Below are 18,062 nucleotides of genomic sequence, written 5' to 3'. Positions count from 1 at the left end.
CTGCAGGAACGGCTCTGCGCGTGGCGCGGATAACGGCCGCACACAGGATGCGCTCCTGCAGATGCGTGCGCGCGACCGGGATGATCCACGGTCGCGCCCAAGGGGCGCTCCTACAGGAGGTCTGCGGCCATGGCCGGGATCGGGGCGAGTTCGCGGCCCCAGGCTTCGAGCTGGTCGAGCAGGGCGGCCTGGTCGGGGCGCTCGGGCCGCAAGGTGGCGATGCGCGCGAAATAGTCATCGAGCGTGCGCGCGGTCAGCGCGGTGGGGCGAGTGAGGCGCGCCAGCCGGAAGGTTTCCCAGCGCGCTTGCTCCCCGGCATCCAGGCTGTGGGGCCAATTGCGCGCTCGGTAGCGGAACAGCAGTTCCGGGTAACGCGGGTCGCGGAACGGAAAGTTGCGCCGGCCCAGTTGTTCGGGGGGCGTGGCGCGGACCTCGGCCAGCAGGCGCTTGTCGGCGTCGGGCAGGAAACCGCTGTAAAGGGCGAGTTCGGGATCTTCCGGCGCGGGCATCTCGGAGGCGCGGGCGAACACGTGGCGCAGTTTGTCGACCAGGCCTTCGGTGGCGCGCAGCAGCGCGTGGTGGCGCAGGCAGCGCTCCAGGTCGAGCTGCAGACGACCATGGTCCACATCGCGCAGGACCGACAAGGGCGCCAGCGCAGGTGCGCGGTTGGCGCGCACGGTGCGCAGCGGGATGCGCTCGATCCCCTCGGGAAGGTCCGCCCGCGCGGTGAATATGCGGTCGGCGATGTCGTCCTCGTCCAGGTCGAGCCACGTCGCCGGATCGGCGTCCAGGTCGTAGATGATCACTTCACCTGGCCGCGACGGGTGCGGCGCCAGCGGTGCGATCACCGCCAGGCAATGGCGGCTGGCCGGGTAGCGCGAGGACACGTGCACCAGCGGCGTCATGCCCGCCACGTCGAGCAGGCCGAAGACCTTCTGCTTGCGACGCAGCTCGAAGTGCCAGTCCCACAGCCGCGGCTGGCGCACGCGAATCAGCCGCGCCAGGTCGATCAGCGCGTAGACATCGGACAGGGCATCGTGCGCGCGCTCCTGCTTGAGATGGTTGGCCGCGGCCAGGTGTTCGAGCCTGAAGCTGGGCGTGCCGTCCTCGCGCGTGGGCCAGGCGATGCCCTCGGGCCGCAGCGCCTGGCACATGCGCACCAGGTCGATCAGGTCCCAGCGCGAGTTGCCGTTCTCCCATTCGCGACCGTACGGATCGAAGAAATTCCGGTACAGCAGCTGCCGGGTGAATTCGTCATCGAAGCGCAGCGAGTTGTAGCCCACGCCGCAGGTGCCGGGCAGGGCCATTTGTTCGTGCACGCGGGCGGCGAACTCGGCCTCGCAGACGCCTTCGCGCTCGGCCTGCTGTGGCGTGATGCCGGTGATCAGGCAGGCGTCCGGGTCCGGCGCCATGTCGCGCGGTGGGCGGGCGAAGAACATTACCGGCTCGCCGACGATCTCCAGGTCCGCCGTGGTGCGGATGCCCGCGAACTGCGCCGACCGGTCGCGCCGGCTGTCCGCGCCGAAGGTTTCGTAGTCGTGCCAGAGGAAGGTCTGCATGGCCTCGATCATCGCATGGCACGGGGCTTTGGGCGGGCTCCTGCGCTAGACTGCGCGCTCCAAGGAGGATGCATGAACCAAGCGAACGACGACAACCTGATCTGGATCGATCTGGAAATGACCGGCCTGGATACGGACAACGATTCCATCCTGGAAATCGCCACGATCGTGACGGACAAGGAGCTGAACGTGCTCGCCGAAGGGCCGGTCTTCGCGATCCGCCACGAGGTCGACCGGCTGGAATCGATGGACAGCTGGAACCGCAACCAGCACAGCAAGTCGGGTCTGTGGCAGCAGGTGCTCGATTCGACCACCGATCACGCGCAGGCCGAACAGGCCACGCTCGAATTCCTCAAGGTGTGGACGCCGCCGGGCAAGTCCCCGATGTGCGGCAACTCGATCTGCCAGGACCGGCGTTTCCTGCATCGTCAGATGCCCCGCCTGGAGCGACATTTCCACTATCGAAACCTGGACGTTTCCACGCTCAAGGAACTGTCGCGCCGCTGGTCGCCGACGATCGCGCGCGGCCTGAGCAAGGAGTCGGCGCACACCGCGCTGTCCGACATCCGCGATTCGATCGACGAGCTGCGCTACTACCGCCAGCACATGGGCGCGCTCGGCGGCCAGGCCTGAGCCAGACGATGTTCGACGACCCCTTCGCAACCGTGCTCGACTGCGCCGGCCGCGCCCTCGTGCTCGACCGCCCGCGCGTGGTCGGCATCCTCAACGTGACGCCCGATTCGTTCTCCGACGGCGGTGCCTTTGCCGACACGGACGCGGCCGTGGCGCATGGCCTGGCGATGGCGGAGCAGGGCGCCGACATGCTGGATGTCGGCGGCGAGTCCACGCGGCCCGGTGCCGACGATGTCCCGGTCGACGAGGAACTGCGTCGCGTGATTCCAGTGATCGAGCAGCTCGTCGCGCGTACCGCGCTGCCGATCGCCATCGACACCTCCAAGCCCGAGGTGATGCGTGCCGCGGTGGCCGCCGGCGCGGGCATGATCAACGATGTCTACGCGCTGCGCCGCGAGGGCGCGCTGGATGCCGCTGCCGAGCTGCGCGTGCCGGTCTGCCTGATGCACATGCAGGGCGAGCCGCGCGGCATGCAGGACGATCCGCAGTACGACGACGTGGTGGGCGAAGTCCACCGTTTCCTCACCGACCGCCTGTTCGGATGCGAGCTGGCCGGCATCGACAAGCGACGCGTGCTGGTCGATCCGGGCTTCGGTTTCGGCAAGGCGCTGGAACACAACCTCGCGTTGCTGCGTGCGCTGGAGCGTTTTGCCGATCTGGGTGCGGGCGTCTACGTGGGCCTGTCGCGCAAGTCCATGATCGGTACGCTGACCGGTCGTCCTTCCGGCGAGGCGCGCGCCGCGGGCTCCGCCGCGGCGGCGTTGATCGCCGTGCAGCGTGGCGCGCGCATGGTGCGCGTACACGACGTCGCCGCCACCGTCGACGCCCTTGCCGTCTGGCGTGCGGTGCACGAAGGCGATACGCCCGCACGACGTGATACGCGTCCGCCGGCTCCACGCTGGCCAGACGAAGATTGAGTTATCTAGGTGACGCCCGCCCCGTGGCGCCACCACAAGGAAAGATGATGAGCACACGCAAGTATTTCGGCACCGATGGAATCCGTGGCCAGGTCGGGGAGTGGCCGATCAGCGCCGATTTCATGCTGCGCCTCGGTCGCGCCGCGGGCGCGGTGCTGGCCCGCGGATCAAGTCGCAAGCCGACCGTGTTGATCGGCAAGGACACGCGCGTGTCGGGCTACATGTTCGAGTCCGCGCTGGAGGCGGGCCTGGTCGCCGCCGGTGTGGACGTGGGGCTGCTCGGCCCGATGCCCACGCCCGCCGTGGCTTTCCTCACGCGCTCGATGCGGGCGGCTGCCGGCATCGTGATCAGCGCCTCGCACAATCCGCATACCGACAACGGCATCAAGTTCTTCTCGGCGATGGGCGAGAAGTTTTCCGACGAGGTCGAGCAGGCGATCGAGGAAGAGCTGGACGCGGAGTTCGTCACGGTGTCCTCCGAACAGCTCGGCAAGGCGACCCGGGTGGCCGACGCGGTCGCGCGCTACGCCGAGTACTGCAAGGCGACCGTGCCGGAGGAATTCACCCTGCGCGGCACGAAGATCGTGCTCGACTGTGCGCATGGCGCGACCTATCAGGTGGCGCCCAAGGTTTTCGCCGAACTCGGCGCCGACGTCACCGCCATCGGGGACAAGCCGGACGGCTTCAACATCAACCGCGACGTGGGCTCGACCCATCCGCAGGCGCTGCAGCAGGCGGTGCTGGCGCAGAGCGCCGACGTCGGCATCGCCTTCGACGGCGACGGCGATCGGGTCATCCTGGTCGATCGTAACGGCACCATCGCCGATGGCGACGACATCCTCTACGTGCTCGCGCGCAGCCTGTTCGCGCGCGGCTGCCTGCGCGGGCCGGTGGTCGGCACGCTGATGAGCAACTACGGCCTGGAGCAGGCGCTGGCGGAGTTGGAAGTGCCGCTGATCCGCGCCAACGTGGGCGACCGTTACGTGCTCCAGCAGCTGAAGGCCAATGGCGGCATGCTCGGTGGCGAGACCTCAGGCCACATCCTTTGCCTGGACCGTGCCACCACCGGTGACGGCATCATCGCCGCGCTGGCGGTGCTGGAGACGCTGGCGGCGTCCGATCAGGACCTGGCGCTGGCGCGCCGCGGCCTGCAGAAGTTGCCGCAGGTGATGGTGAACGTGCGCGCACCCGGTGCGCGCGAGGCGCTGGCGAGCGATACCGTGCGCCACGCGCTGACCGAGGTCGAGCGCACGTTGCAGGGGCGCGGGCGCGTCGTGTTGCGCGCGTCCGGCACCGAACCCCTGGTGCGCGTCACCATCGAGGGTGCCGATGCCGGCGAGGTGCAGCAATTGGCCGGCTGGCTGGCCGACGCCGTAAAATCCGCCGCGCATGTGCACATGACGGAAAACCCATGAAGCAAGTCCCCACGCTCGACATCCGCCGCTACGACACCGACCGCGATGCCTTCGTCGCCGAACTGGGCGCGGCCTACCGCCAGTTCGGCTTCTGCTGCATCAGCGGCCACGGCATTCCGCGCGAGCTGATCGACGGCGCCTACCGGGCATTCGAGCAGTTCTTCGCGCTGCCGGCCGACACCAAGATGAAGTACCACGTGCCCGGTTCCGGCGGCGCGCGTGGCTATACCCCGTTCAAGGTCGAAACGGCCAAGGACAGCCGCTATCCGGACCTCAAGGAGTTCTGGCACGTCGGCCGCGAGATCCCGCGCGATTCCAGGTTCGCCGACGTGATGCCGCCGAATCTGTGGCCTGAGGAAGTGCCGCAGTTCAAGCCCTGCGGCTACGGCCTGTACGAGGCGCTGGACCAGCTAGGCACCCGCGTGCTGCGCGCGCTGGCGCTGCACATCGACTTGCCCGAGAACTATTTCGAAGACAAGACCGACCAGGGCAACTCGATCCTGCGGCCGATCCACTACCCGCCGATCACCCAGGAAAACATCCCCAACGTGCGCGCCGGTGCCCACGAGGACATCAACTTCATCACCCTGCTGGTCGGCGCCAGCGCCGAGGGCCTGGAGGTGTTGAGCGAGGGCGAGTGGCTGCCGATCACCACCGAGGGCGATGCCATCGTGGTCAACATCGGCGACATGCTGCAGCGGCTGACCAACCACGTGTATCCGTCGACCTCGCACCGCGTGGTCAACCCGCAGAACGAGAACGCGCGCAAGCCGCGCTACTCGGTGCCGTTCTTCCTGCACCCGAACCCCGACGTGGTGCTCGACCCGCTGCCTCAATGCGTGACGCCGGACAACCCGAGCCGATACGACACATCGCTGACCTCGCACGAATACCTGATGCAGCGGCTGCGCGAGATCAAGCTGATCTGACGCAACCCACGCCCTCTCCCCGTCCGGGAGAGGGCGAGCGTGAAGGGCGATGCCCCCCTCGAACCACGCCGCTTCCTCGCTTGTGGCGCGTACGGGTGCCGTGACCGCGGGCCGAAGCGCACCCTGCGCAGTTCAGGCCATCCAGAAAAACACCGCGGTCATGCGTTTGCTGGCCATGTCCTCCAGCCCCCAATACGCGCTGGCGCTGTGCACGATGTTGGCCTTGTAGACCAGCAGCCGGTTGAAGCGGTGCGCCACGCGCACGTCCTCGGCAAAAGCATTGGGCATCACGAAGCGGTTTCCCAACGCATCGACCAGGTTGCGATGCGGCGGCGCGACCATGTTGCCGCCCAGCTGGCCGTTGGGCATGCGCTGGCGGAAAAAACTGGTGCCGCAGCTATCCGGTACCGCGGGATTGAGGTACAGCACGGCTGCATAGCGGCACAGGTTCAACGAGTCGGTATGCGGTTTGACAGCTCCCTCGACTGCGCCGACGACCTGCACGCAGTTGTGATTGAGCTTGTGTCCGGCTTCGGTTTCGCCGACCCAGAGTTTCTTTGCGCCGGTGACATGCCGCACCTTCGCCTCGATGGCGGCGAGCTCGTCCAGCTCCAGGGCCGGCATGGTCCGCATCCCGGGCCAGACTTCGCCGGTGGTCGGAAAGCCGTACTCCCAGTCGGTCTTGGCCAAACAACGTTCGCGCACCGCCATCGGGTCGGGCAGTGCATCGTCGATCACCCAGTAGTCGCGTCCCTCGGTGGGTTTGCGATAAGGCAGCGGGCGCATCTGGGTCGGAAACAGGCTCATGGTCATCTCGCGAGCGGCAGGCGGTTGACGTTAGCGCAGTCGGCCCGTGTTCGCGTCAATCGAGTTGACGATAGCGCCGGGATTCGCGCGCCGAGAGCCACAGCGCGAAGCGGTCGGGCATCAGCTTGGCCAGTGCCTTGATCGCACGGTTCACGCGCCCGGTGACGCGCACCGCTTCGCCGCGCTCGACCGCGTCGATGCCTTCGCGCACGACCGACTGCGCGTCCTGCCACATGAAGCGTGGCAGCTTGCCGACCAGCGCGCGGGTGCCGGTGACGTCGTGGAATTCCGACCATGTGAAACCGGGGCAAAGTGCGCATACGTTCACGCCCCGGTGCCGGTTTTCCAGCGCCAGCGATTGCGAAAATTTGATCAGGTACGCCTTGCTGGCCGCATACAACGTGTGCCCGGCCGATCCCGGCACATGCCCGGCCAGCGAAGCGACGTTGACGATGCGGCCGTAGCCGCGCTCGAGCATGCCGGGAAGCAGCCGCCACGCCAGCTCGGTGGGTGCAGTAAGCAGCACCTGCAGGAATTCCGCATGGACCGGCCATTCGCTGGCCTCGAACGTGCCGGGCACGCCGTAACCGGCATTGTTGATGAGCCAGTCCACTGCCAGTCCCTGCTTGCGGAGCGCATCGGCCAGCTGGCGCGGCGCGTCCGGATTGGCGAGGTCCGAGGGCAATACGTGGATCTGCGCGCCCTGGTGCCCGCGCAATTCTTCCGCCAGTGCGTGCAGACGCTCGGCACGGCGCGCCACCAGCACCAGGTCATGCCCGCGCGAGGCCAGTTCCCGCGCGAATGCGGCACCGATACCAGCCGAGGCACCCGTGACCAGGCTTAAGGGACGATGGCTGGACATCCGCGTTTCCATGAGATGGGTCGGGCCATGATCGCCGAGCCCGGACCTCGCGGCCAGCGCCCGTTTGCCGGCCTGCGGGGCGGTCGCTATGCTTGCCGTTTTTCATCGGACGACTCCGCATATGCGCAGGAAACTCATCGCCGGCAACTGGAAGATGCATGGCAGCCGCTCGATGGCCGAGGCCCTGGTATCCGAGATCGTTGCGCAGCGCCCGCAGACCGCCGATGTGCTGGTGTTCCCGCCGTTTCCCTACCTGGCCGAGCTGGCCGCGCGCCACGGTGCCGGCGGCATCGGTTTCGGCGCCCAGGACGTCAGCGAGCACGAGGGGCAGGGCGCCTATACCGGTGAGGTATCGGCCGCGATGCTCGCCGACGTTGGCGCGCAGTGGACGCTGGTCGGCCATTCCGAGCGTCGGCATTACCATCGTGAAAGCGACGAGCTGGTGGCGCGCAAGTTCGCCGCAGCCTGCGCTGCCGGCCTCACGCCGATCCTGTGCATCGGCGAAACGCTGGAAGAGCGCCAGTCGGGCCAGACCGAAGCGGTGCTCTCGCGCCAGCTCGGCGCCGTGATCGCCCACTGCGGCATCGCCCCGTTCTACACCGCCGTGATCGCCTACGAACCGGTGTGGGCGATCGGCACTGGCCAGACGGCCTCGCCGGAGCAGGCGCAGCAGGCGCACGCGTTCATTCGTAGCCAACTGGAACGTGAGGATGGTATGATTGCCCGTCTGACCCGGCTGCTTTACGGCGGCAGCGTCAAGGCGGCGAATGCCGCGGCATTGTTCGCGCAGCCGGACGTGGATGGGGGCCTGATCGGCGGTGCTTCGCTCACCGCAGACGATTTCCTCGGCATCTGCGCCGCAGCGCATTGAAGCCTACGGATCCCTAAAGAACATGTTCGTCATCTTCAGCGTGTTTTACATCCTGATCGCCGCGGCGATGATCGTGCTGATCCTGATGCAGCGCGGCGCCGGTGCCGATGCGGGCTCCGGTTTCGGCGGCGGAGCATCGGCCACGGTGTTCGGTGCGCGCGGCTCGGCCAGCTTCCTCACCCGCGCGACTGCGGTGCTGGCGGCGCTGTTCTTCGTGCTGAGCCTCGGCATGGGTATCTACCTGAGCCGCAACGGCGCGCCGCAGGCGAAGCAGGCCGATCTCGGCGTGATGTCCGGTCTTGCCAAGAAGCCCGCGCCCGCCCAGAATGCGCAGCCCGCGGCTCCGGCCGGCAGCGACGTGCCGCAGGCGCCGGCCAAGAACAATAGCGATGTGCCGGCCGCCGGCGCTCCCGCGAAGTCGGACGTTCCCGCCCCGGCGGGTTCGACGAAGTAACACAGGCAACACACCTGCCCAGGTGGCGGAATTGGTAGACGCACTACCTTGAGGTGGTAGCGCCGAGAGGCGTGGGGGTTCGAGTCCCCCCTTGGGCACCAACACTAGATTCTGAACAGTCCACTATCGTTCGGAATTGCACATAACCCCGCGATTCGCGGGGTTTTTTTGTGCCTGACTATCGAAGTCGTCCGATCGTGTCCGAGGGTGTCCGAGAATTTTGGGTATAAATTTGGGTACAATTTGCATCGTTTGTACCCAAGTAGGTCCCAAACCATGCCCCGCCTCGCGGTCTCACTGACAGAGCTACAAGTTCGTCGGGCCAAGCCAGGCAACAAGCCGTACTGCATGTCCGATGGCAACGGGCTGGTGCTTTGGGTGAGCCCGGCTGGCCTCAAGGCTTGGCGGGTGCGCTATCGCCTTCCGGATGGCTCCAGACCTGCTCCCGCGACGATCGGGCACTACCCAGAGGTGTCGTTGAGCCAGGCGCGCATCAAGGCGATCGAGATACAGCGCGCGGCCAAGCAAGGCAAAACTGCGGCGGGAATTCGAAAGGCGCAGCAGGAGGCGAGGGCTGCACTCGGGGCCCGACAGGATGCCGTAGCGCAAGAGCGCTCTGAAATTGAGCACGCGTCCTTGCGTGCTGTGTCGGCCCGATGGATGGCGGAAAAGCGTGCAACTTGGGCGATGGAGACCTACCGCAAGGCCCGCTTGGTGGTGGAGTCCTACCTCGTACCCAAGGTCGGCGACCTCGACGTTCGAACGATGGAGACGAAGGATGTCCGCCCTTTGCTGGTCGAGATGGCCAAGGAAACCCCGCAGCTTGCCCGTAAGGCACGGCAATACATGGCCAGCATCGTGGAGCATGCCATCAACGAAGGCCTGCGCCCCGACGACAGCCGGCTCCGGCTGGACCGCATCCTGCCGACCCATCGCAGCGGCCATATGCCCGCGGTAACCGAAAACGCCAGCAAACTGGGCGATGTCATGCGGGCGATCGATGCGCACGAAAACCGTGTCGTACGTGCCGCTCTGGTCTTGGCCGCCTTGACAGCGATGCGATCAGGCGTAGTGGCCAGCGCTCGATGGGATGAGATCGACTTGGAGGCTGCCGAATGGCGTGTACCCGGGAAGAATCCGGATGGCACCCATCGCATGAAGACGGGGCAGGACTACAGCACGTCGCTGCCTCGGCAGGCTCTCCAAGTGTTGCGTGAGATGCGGGAGCGGAACATGGGAAGCGAATACGTGTTCCCTCCCCAAGCTCGCCAGAAATCGGCGCATCTCAGTCGAGATGCCTTGAGCAAGGCCTTGCGCGAGATGGGCTTTCAGGGCGAGCACACCACCCATGGCTTCCGTGCATCACTACGTACCCTGGGGCGTGAGCGCCTGGGTATCGACGTAGACGTGCTCGAAGCCCAATTGGCCCATGCGCCTAAGGACGAGGTGGAGGCGGCTTACGCGCGCGTCAAATTTCGCGAGAAGCGTCGTGAGGTCATGCAGGCGTGGGCCGACTATTTGGATCAGCTGAGGATTGGCCCGCGAAAGCCTGTCCCCTCTAACAAGGTGATACCACAAGGGGCTGTCGCCCCAGCCCAGGCTAAGCCTGCAGAACCACGTTCAACTCCTGACCGTTGCGATCAGCAAGCGGCCATTCTTCATAGGGAACAAATGTCAACGCGCCGTAAGCCATGGTTGAAAGATCGAGGGGCGCAAAGCGCGGTTCCAGATGTAGGAGCTCAATCAGTCAAGTGTCCTGCATCTGTCGATGGGGTCGGAGAGCGGAAGGATGCGCTTAACGGAAAAAAAATCTCTGAACGCTCTAAGCCGTGGTTGCGTAAAGATTCTTGATCAAGCAACTGCCAGTGCAGCTGACGCATACACCAGGGGAGGGCGGCGGTTGCTTTTTTGGTGATTGTTGCCAGGATGGCAACGACGATGGAGAGCGGGGGTGTAACTCTGGATTCGTGTTTCTTTTTTGCTTCGACAGCGCCTAGTCAACTACCCTCTCGATGGGCCTGTATTCCGACGCAAGACAAATTCGGGGTCCCCTAAAGATGGCGCGCTGGTGTCTTTGCATGTGACGCTTGCTTAAGGCAACATCGTTTGGGACCTTGGGCGGTTGTCGTCAAGGGTTAACTCGCAAGAAGGCTACGCAAGTCATGGCGCTGAGCGCGATCGATCAACGTGCAATGCTCAAGGGGTTTGAGGCTGGCGGCTACGCGCTCACCCAACAGCAATCTCCGCTGCCGGCCAATCCAATGCGCTTGAAATGGCGCGTGGAAGGTAAGGAAATCGCCGTCCGAATGTGGGTGTTTCAGATCACCCCTGGGGGCGGCGGCTCCGAAGTGCGGGCAGCAGATGAATTTCGAATTCAAATAACAAACGGGCCTGCCAGGACGGCGGAGTTCGACAAGGGTGGATACGTCGATCTGCTCTTTGGTTATGCGCCTGGAGAAGAAGACGCAATAGTCGCGATTGATCGGCAATATCTGGAGCTTTGGACGAAGCGAGAAGAAGAAAAGCCAGGAAGTGGGGGGTCACCTTCAGTTCAAATCAAGGACGCGGACATCCGGAGCGGGGTATCGAATGGAATTCATCATTTCAAGAAGGCTACCAAGCTCTTCGGTGACGTTAACATTGTCTCCATGCATCCTAATTTTCTGCCCGGATATTTGATGGAATCGCAGCAAGTCTTGGGCGGAGCCCTTGACGCGGAAGCCGTCAGTGATCTAATTCCTCCCGCAGATGCTTTAGACATCGTGGAGTATTGTGAGGAGCGTGGTTTTGCTTTCGAGCCGGAACTCGTTGCGCGTTACATTGCATCGTTTCTGACGAAGCCGTTCGTTATCCTCGCCGGGGTAAGTGGCACAGGAAAATCAAAGCTGGCCGAATTGGTGGCTGAGTTTTACAGTCGAAAGCCAGCTGATTACGCAGCCCTAAGTTCGCAAGACGCCGCGCCCGATGTTGCGGAAGGGCCTGATTTTATCTTCGAGAATCGTTCCTTTGCAAAAGATCCCACACGGTCTGCCCTTGTCGCCGTGCGGCCCGATTGGCTCGACAACCAATCCGTGTTTGGGTTCGTCAATCCCATCACACAAGCCTATGAATCGACCCAAGCGCTGGATCTGATTCTTCGTGCGAAGGACGCATTAACGTCGTCCTCGGTTGCAGAAGAGAGCCCGCGTTATTTCATGCTGCTCGACGAAATGAACCTGGCGAAGGTCGAACACTATTTCTCAGACTGGTTGGCGTGCTCGGAGAGTCGTCGCTACCAGCCGGATGGCTCGATCTCACAACAGCCCATCGCGCTGCATCGATCTGCAGACGATCTGCATGCATTGGTTACCGACTGTGACGGCAACGAGCATTCATTCACCGTTCCCAAAAGCTTGGAGCTCCCCATCAACCTTGTGGTGACAGGCACGGTAAACGTCGACGAGACGACGTATGGCATGAGTCCAAAGGTCCTCGATCGTGCGATGGTGTTGGAATTCGATGCTGTTGATTTGGATCGTATGCGGGGTGGGATCGAAGTTGGCGAGGGTGAATTTCGTTTCCCAGCTACACTGCCGAAATTTCAACTTCCAAGCGCGGGCGATTACGAAAGTATGCCCGAGGAGACGCACCGGCATCTCAAGAACATCAACGGTATCTTAGAGGGAGCGCGCCTCCATTTTGGTTACCGATCGGCGGCTGAAATGGCGCGATTCATGGCGATATACAACGACTTTCTCCCGGAGCTCGTGGCCCCTAGCGAAGACAAGGAATGGATGCGCGCGCTCGATATTGCGCTACTCCAGAAAGTGCTGCCGCGTCTCCAGGGCAACCGTGCGAAATTGGAAGGGGCCTTGGTTGGTCTCTGTGCATATCTGCGAGATGGTGCCCTCAGCAAGGGTCTGGCGACGACAACCGTCTTTGACGCGAACGCACAAGCAGTATTGCCAAAATCATATCGTCGGGCGTTGGATATGCTCGAATCACTGCGTGATTTTGGATTTGTTTCTTTCTTCAAATGACGGAAGCGTTTCGCTATCGGCTTCGTCGTGGGGACCCTCAAGAACACATAGCTGTGGTCGGCACTTCAATCGACTTTGAAGAGCGACGCGAATACCTGCTGACGTTCCCTGAGGCTTGTGACCTGCGCTTACGAGCGCAGATTACCGAGCTAGGCGGGGAGATGCTTGGAGATGACACCGCCCTCATTGGCTTTGGCAATTTTGTCGGCGAAACCCAGTTGGCCGGGGTCGCGATCGATGTGATCTCCAGCAAGATTGGTCCGGACGGCGTTTCTAAGCTGCTGGAGGAGGTCTCTGAGCTCGCCACTTCCCTGATCTTCTCGCATGGCTCGCCCACCATTTTTCGGTCGGATGGCGTTCAAAGCCACACCTCGCCGGTGCCTTACCACCAGCTTCAATTGCTCCGAAAAACTATGCTGGGTGACCAGCCCGGTAGGAGACTCCAGGACTGGCTGGCGGTGATTGAGCGCAACCCTACCCGTCGTTTCGAGCAGGAGCGACCGGTAGTATCTGTTGATCGCGTACGTCGATTGGACCAGCGCGCCATGGCGTCGGTATTTCACCGGATGGAGCGACTCTCGGTCGTGCCCGCTGGGTCCGCCGTGGTAACAAGCCCGTTGGCTAAGGTCCTTAAATTCGGTGCGCCGCCGGCGCTCCATTTCCCCAACCACGTGGCCACCCCGCGTGGTCGGCTCTCCTACGATACCGCGGAAAACCGGTTCGTTCGGCATGCCGTGGAGGGGTGCCTGGCTCTGATCTATCGCTTTGTTGATCATCCCAAGCTTCACCCGCGATTACGGGCCGATTGCCGGTTAATGCTATCTATCCTGGAGCACACGACGGCTCAGCCGTTCGTCACTGGTGCTACGCGCCTCAATGGCTTCGCGTCACCAAGCCAGGCGCTGGCAAAGGCTGACGGCTATCGGGAAGTATTTAGTTTCTGGATGCGGCTCCAAGAGCAAGTTTCGTTGCCCACCGAGCCGGGCGAGACCCAGCGACTACTGGAAGGTCGCGACATGGCCTCGCTTTACGAATACTGGGTCTTCATGAAAGTGTTGGAGGCGGTAGTGGCGGCCACTGGCGTACCACCTGATGCGCCCCCGACGATCATCCGTAATGAGATGGGCGACAGTATCCAGATCGCTTTACCCACCTTCCTCGGTGAGGATCTGTCGGTCTCGTATAATCCGAGCTATACGCGATCCGAGCAATCGGCCTATTCGACCCCTCTTCGGCCTGACGTAATCCTTCGCGTCGGAGCAGACCTCCACGCGTTTGACGCCAAATATCGATTGGATTTTTTGAACACCAATGAAGACGATGCCGACGAGGATTCGGCGACCTACAAGCGTGCGGATCTTTACAAGATGCACACCTACCGGGACGCTATTCGCGGTCTCAAAACGGCGTTTGTGGTTTACCCAGGATCACAGTTCCGCTTCTTCGATCGCCAAGCAGGTTTGGCGATTGATCCTCAGCATCTCGTCTCGGCCGACGGCGTCGGAGCGATACCGCTTCGGCCGGCGACGGTTGAAGCGGCCGCCGCGCTGCGCGTAACCATCCAACGACTCATTGCTATTTCTTACGCTTGCTCTTGAGCTCGTGAGTGAATGCTTCACAGATGGTACGCACGTCTCCGTAGTCCACGAAACGTTCCGAACCCAGCGAGGCGAGACGCCGCATCACCTCGGCATGGACCCCTTGAATACCGTGTGCGATCTTGGTGCTCTTAACGACACTCCGAACGAGCTCGAACAACTCTTCGCGCGACGGAGGATTGACCTTCGCGTGCGCCGACGAAGGCGCTTCGGGGTCGAGCGGCTTGCGCAAGTTGAAAATCACATCGAAGTGAGCCACATCCTCGGCACCGGACTTGCCCTTGTAGCCTTTGTGGCTTTGTTGCTTGCGATCCAGTGATGTCGCCTGATGGAAGGTGAACCCTGCACGCGCAGAAGCATCTCGGATCGACTGCCAAACCTCGGCATCCGTATTATGAAAGACAACCGTGGCCCAGCCGCCTGGCTTAAGCACGCGTGCGATTTCCTTCATCGCGTTTTCCATGAGGTCCGTATAACCTCTGAGCGTTTTACCGCCATTTTCCTCGCGCAGGGATCGGTTGATGACGGCTTCGTTCGTGCGGTTGGTCAATCGGCCGAGCCATGATTCCCAGATCAGATTGCAGTCGGCATAAAACAGGTTAGATCCAAACGGCGGATCGGTGAACACATAATCGATGCTGCCGCTTTCAATCTGGCTAAGATCCGTCGCGCTGCCAATTTGGACGTAGACGTTGCCGCCCTCGGCCGCCTTAAACGACTCGTAATAACGCCGAAGCTGCTTGATCTTGTTGCGCATGACTTCGAGCACGTTGGCTTCGGACGACAATTGAGGGATATAAAGCGTTCCTGTCAACGGCCGCTGGCCCCCGCGCGCGTTGAATCGGCGCATGCGCGTGCCATGCCATGCCGTATTGGTGAAGGCGAACGCCAGCGCGCGGCGGGTACGGTCGTCCGGCTCCTCCTGGATCGCGTTCCATAGCATCGACAGCGCTTTTAAATTCCGCGGGGTATAGAAGTCGGCGACTGACGCGACACCCTGGCGGCCCAACGCACACCGGATATACATCTCGCGATCTTGGCCAATGGGGACCGCCGGAAACCATTTGTCGATCGTATCGCGGCTATGGGCTAGAGCGAGTTTTACATCGTGGGCCGAGGCCGCCTTTTCGTGACGCTTGCCATCCTTCGTCTCATACGCAATCCATACAGGGATCGACCCCAATGATTCCAGCCGGGAGCGCTTGATATCGTCACCGCACTTGGGACATTGAATCAGGCTGCCCAGCCGCCCCGTGACTTGGTCCATCGCATCCCATAGGCGAAACTTCTTGCCGCACTCGGGACAGAGGTGTTCGGTGCTCCAAAGGGTCCAATGGATATAACCCGCCCCCCCCTTTGGGTGGCGAGTGGCATACATGGTTTCAAAGACCTTTAACAGACGTGCTTCAATCGTTGCAAAGGCTTTTTCGAGCACGTCCGGATCAACCGCATGGGTGTGGTTCCACGCGAGATGCGCGGCGGCCGGTGACAGGTCATTCAAAATGGCCTTTCGCCCCGACATAGCCGCGGCCACGCCCGTCATGCCCGATCCGCAGAAGGGATCCAAAATCACGTCGCCAGGTTTCGTGAAGTGCGCGATAAACGGCGCAATCGATTCGGGCGGCACTTTCGTGTGATAGCTGTGCGCTTGGTAAAATGGGCTGGAACGGCTGCCCGGTACGCTGCGCGCGACCGGTGCGGACGCCGGCGTCTCGCTGCCAGTGCTCCGCGGCAGATCAACCGGATTGGCGAGGTAACCCGCGACGAAATCGTGCTCCTGAATGATGTTCACCTCGAACTGCCAATGGCCATCCACCTCCCGCGCGCCAAGGGCGCGGCACTTGGAGGCGATCGCTGGCATCGTGATGCCGGCCACGGAGAAATGGGCCGCGAGACTGGCGCGGATCACTGCCGAGTAGACTTCATCGGTGCGACAACGGGACGCTTTCACGGTATCTCGGATCACTTGTTCCACGAATCCGATTGGGGGGCCATTCTCCACGTCGGTGGCAACCGATACCGATGTCTTGGAGGTGTGCTTCAGGCACAGAAGCAAGTCAAGAGTGGTTACGGATTCTTTGCCGGTCACGCCCTTGACGCCTTTGATCGAGGGTTGCCCCTTGTTCAACACGTGGACGCTTGCGCTCTCAAACCCCGCCTCTCGGAGCGCGTCCTGAACCGCGGTCCAAACCTTGTCGTCCGAGTTGGAAAAGGCCAGGACCGCGCGGCCTCCGGGCTTGAGAACTCGCGACGTATGCGAAAACGCTTGCTGCATGAGGTCGCCGTAGTCACTGAGGCTTTTGCCGCCCATTGAACCTTTGCGACTTTTATTGACGACAATTTCTGCGTTTTCATCGGTTAGCCGACCCAGCCATGAATCCCACAGTAGAGACGCGTCGGCATAGAAAATGTTGGACCCAAACGGTGGATCCATAAAAACCATGTCGATGGAGCGATCGGGCAGGCAGTCTAGATCGGCAGCGGACCGCTGAAAAACGTCCACCTTGGCGCCGGTAGACGGGAACTTCGTGTAGTAGCGAAGCGCATCCTCGGCCTTACGGCGAAATAAGCTCCAGACGTTCCATTCATAACGCAAGGACGAGATATAAAGAGTCCCAGTCATCACGTTAGTAGGCCGTTTCGCATTCCATTGGTAGCGCTTCGAAGCTCGATTGACGCACGCTGTGAACGCAAACATTAATGCTTCCCGCACTCGTCCGGTCGATTCGCACACGATCGCGTGCCGCAAGGCCGCCAGCGCATGTAAGTTGCGACGCGTGAAAAACCCCTCGATAGTTGTAATACCCATGGCGCGATGACTACCGCGCCACATTTCGCGTTCGGGGCCGAACGGAATGTGCGGGGTCCAGTAGGGGATGGGCGCGGCGTTGGCATCTTCGATTAGCGCCAACTCGTGCCGGGTCATCGCATGGCTATTGATGCGATTCGAGGTGCCTGACGATGTGTGACTTTGGACCGCCTGCTCTCCAATCCACGTGAGCTCCGTTTTGCGATGGGCTACTTTGCAGTGCGTGCAGAGAATTCGGTCTGTGTCCGATGTCACACTGGCTTGTACAGCATCCCAATACAAAATTGGTCCAGCGCAGGTGGGGCAACGGAAGATATCGCTCCATGTCGTGTATTCCACGAACCCGTCGTGGTTCAGCGGCCGATAGAGCCAATCCATGGTCGAGCGCACTGCGGTAAAGACGCGGAATAGCCCTGCGGATAGCTCATCCGGAGAACACGGAGCTGTGTAGTTGCGAGCGATGTGGACCGCCGACGGCGACAGGTCGGAGAGCAAGCCGTTTCGGCCCTCTGATAGCGCCGCCACTCCTGTCATTCCTGAGCCGCAGAAGGGATCAAAAATTGTTTCACCTGGACGCGTGAAAGCACGAATGAAGGGCGTGATGGCCTCCGGCGGCACCTTGGTGTGGTAACTGTGAGCGCGGTAGGACGTCGAAGTTTTCTGCGCGTCAATGCGCTCCGGAATGGCTGCGTTACTGGCGCGGCTAATCGTCGGTGTCGCGCCTGCGATCGGAACAAATGAGGGCACGTCGGCATAGTGCACGGCCTCGGCTTCACAGAATTGGCGAATGGCCGCGACCGCGGCAGAGGCGTCCGAATCAAAGATGTCTCTAACGTCTTCCGGCATCCTTCCGGAGCCCAGCATGAGAAGCTCGGTTGGCATTCGTAACAGCGTGGCCAACGAACTCACCTGCTCATTGGTGAGCGGTCGGTTGCCATTCTCGATATGGCTGAGCGCTGATTTGGTGATGCCGAGGGACGCTGCCAAATCAGTTTGAGAAAGGTTCAGTTGTTCGCGACGGGCGCGAACGGCACGGTGTAGGGACCAGGTCATAGTGGAATAGTATTCGTGTTGACAAAGGCGGTAAACACCGATCATCAGTGGAGGTCGTCTCAGTCGCTGCGACCCACCGTGACCACAATCGGCAGCCCTGTCCCTGGCGTGAGCGCTTCGGTGCCCTCGACGTGCT

Annotated in this window: 13 protein-coding genes and 1 tRNA gene; 10 read left to right on the top strand and 4 right to left on the bottom strand. The window is 62.3% G+C overall.

All coding sequences use genetic code 11. The features are described 5' to 3' along the window. Positions 1 to 110: 110 nt before the first annotated feature. Complete coding sequence (gene sbcB / locus ACFWZ1_RS09740; protein WP_439666273.1) at positions 111 to 1,559, bottom strand: exodeoxyribonuclease I; 1,449 nt, start codon at positions 1,557 to 1,559, stop codon at positions 111 to 113. 72 nt (positions 1,560 to 1,631) lie between these two features. Between sbcB and orn the strand changes: the two genes are divergently transcribed. The 4 genes from orn to ACFWZ1_RS09720 are packed head-to-tail and all read left to right on the top strand — an operon-like array spanning position 1,632 to position 5,453. Further along, positions 1,632 to 2,192 (top strand): oligoribonuclease, encoded by a 561-nt coding sequence (gene orn, locus ACFWZ1_RS09735; protein ID WP_231325824.1) that lies wholly within the window; start codon positions 1,632 to 1,634, stop codon positions 2,190 to 2,192. Between the two features lie 8 nt (positions 2,193 to 2,200). Then, positions 2,201 to 3,109: a dihydropteroate synthase gene (gene folP / locus ACFWZ1_RS09730; protein WP_439666272.1), complete on the top strand. Its 909-nt coding sequence runs from the start codon at positions 2,201 to 2,203 to the stop codon at positions 3,107 to 3,109. Between the two features lie 47 nt (positions 3,110 to 3,156). After that, positions 3,157 to 4,524, top strand: coding sequence for a phosphoglucosamine mutase (glmM, locus tag ACFWZ1_RS09725; protein WP_439666271.1), 1,368 nt, complete (start codon positions 3,157 to 3,159; stop codon positions 4,522 to 4,524). Continuing rightward, positions 4,521 to 5,453 carry an isopenicillin N synthase family dioxygenase gene (locus ACFWZ1_RS09720; protein WP_439666270.1) on the top strand — a complete coding sequence of 311 codons (933 nt, stop codon included), beginning with the start codon at positions 4,521 to 4,523 and terminating at the stop codon, positions 5,451 to 5,453. The genes glmM and ACFWZ1_RS09720 overlap by 4 nt, the downstream gene beginning before the upstream one ends. A 132-nt stretch (positions 5,454 to 5,585) precedes the next feature. Here ACFWZ1_RS09720 and ACFWZ1_RS09715 read toward each other — a convergent pair whose 3' ends face one another. Together ACFWZ1_RS09715 and ACFWZ1_RS09710 are read right to left on the bottom strand one after the other, a co-directional pair. Continuing rightward, positions 5,586 to 6,260: a DUF6445 family protein gene (locus ACFWZ1_RS09715; protein WP_231325818.1), complete on the bottom strand. Its 675-nt coding sequence runs from the start codon at positions 6,258 to 6,260 to the stop codon at positions 5,586 to 5,588. Between the two features lie 55 nt (positions 6,261 to 6,315). Beyond that, the gene (locus tag ACFWZ1_RS09710) at positions 6,316 to 7,122 is read right to left on the bottom strand and encodes an SDR family NAD(P)-dependent oxidoreductase (protein WP_439666269.1); all 807 of its coding nucleotides are present in this window, start codon (positions 7,120 to 7,122) and stop codon (positions 6,316 to 6,318) included. 121 nt (positions 7,123 to 7,243) lie between these two features. On the opposite strand from ACFWZ1_RS09710, the gene tpiA reads away from it, so the two are divergent. The 6 genes from tpiA to ACFWZ1_RS09680 all read left to right on the top strand — a co-directional run bounded on the left by tpiA (position 7,244) and on the right by ACFWZ1_RS09680 (position 14,064). Continuing rightward, on the top strand, positions 7,244 to 7,993 hold the full coding sequence (gene tpiA, locus ACFWZ1_RS09705) for a triose-phosphate isomerase (RefSeq protein ID WP_439666268.1): 750 nt from the start codon (positions 7,244 to 7,246) through the stop codon (positions 7,991 to 7,993). Between the two features lie 22 nt (positions 7,994 to 8,015). Next, positions 8,016 to 8,447 (top strand): preprotein translocase subunit SecG, encoded by a 432-nt coding sequence (gene secG / locus ACFWZ1_RS09700; RefSeq protein WP_231325815.1) that lies wholly within the window; start codon positions 8,016 to 8,018, stop codon positions 8,445 to 8,447. 16 nt (positions 8,448 to 8,463) lie between these two features. Then, positions 8,464 to 8,548, top strand: a tRNA-Leu gene (locus ACFWZ1_RS09695). Positions 8,549 to 8,723: 175 nt separating this feature from the next. Next, complete coding sequence (locus tag ACFWZ1_RS09690) at positions 8,724 to 10,298, top strand: tyrosine-type recombinase/integrase (protein WP_439666267.1); 1,575 nt, start codon at positions 8,724 to 8,726, stop codon at positions 10,296 to 10,298. 311 nt (positions 10,299 to 10,609) lie between these two features. Next, positions 10,610 to 12,466 (top strand): hypothetical protein, encoded by a 1,857-nt coding sequence (locus ACFWZ1_RS09685; RefSeq protein ID WP_439666266.1) that lies wholly within the window; start codon positions 10,610 to 10,612, stop codon positions 12,464 to 12,466. A 53-nt stretch (positions 12,467 to 12,519) separates the two neighbouring features. After that, positions 12,520 to 14,064, top strand: coding sequence for a DUF2357 domain-containing protein (locus ACFWZ1_RS09680; protein WP_439666265.1), 1,545 nt, complete (start codon positions 12,520 to 12,522; stop codon positions 14,062 to 14,064). Here the strand turns inward: ACFWZ1_RS09680 and ACFWZ1_RS09675 are convergent. Continuing rightward, the gene (locus tag ACFWZ1_RS09675; protein WP_439666264.1) at positions 14,042 to 17,971 is read right to left on the bottom strand and encodes a DNA methyltransferase; all 3,930 of its coding nucleotides are present in this window, start codon (positions 17,969 to 17,971) and stop codon (positions 14,042 to 14,044) included. The two genes, ACFWZ1_RS09680 and ACFWZ1_RS09675, sit on opposite strands and share 23 nt — an antisense overlap. Between the last annotated feature and the right edge of the window lie 91 nt (positions 17,972 to 18,062).

This window comes from Frateuria sp. GZRe14 (genome assembly GCF_051900395.1).
GTDB lineage: Bacteria > Pseudomonadota > Gammaproteobacteria > Xanthomonadales > Rhodanobacteraceae > Frateuria_A > Frateuria_A edaphi.
Note: the sequence above shows the minus strand (reverse complement) of the source record. Positions and strands in the feature narration are given on the sequence as shown.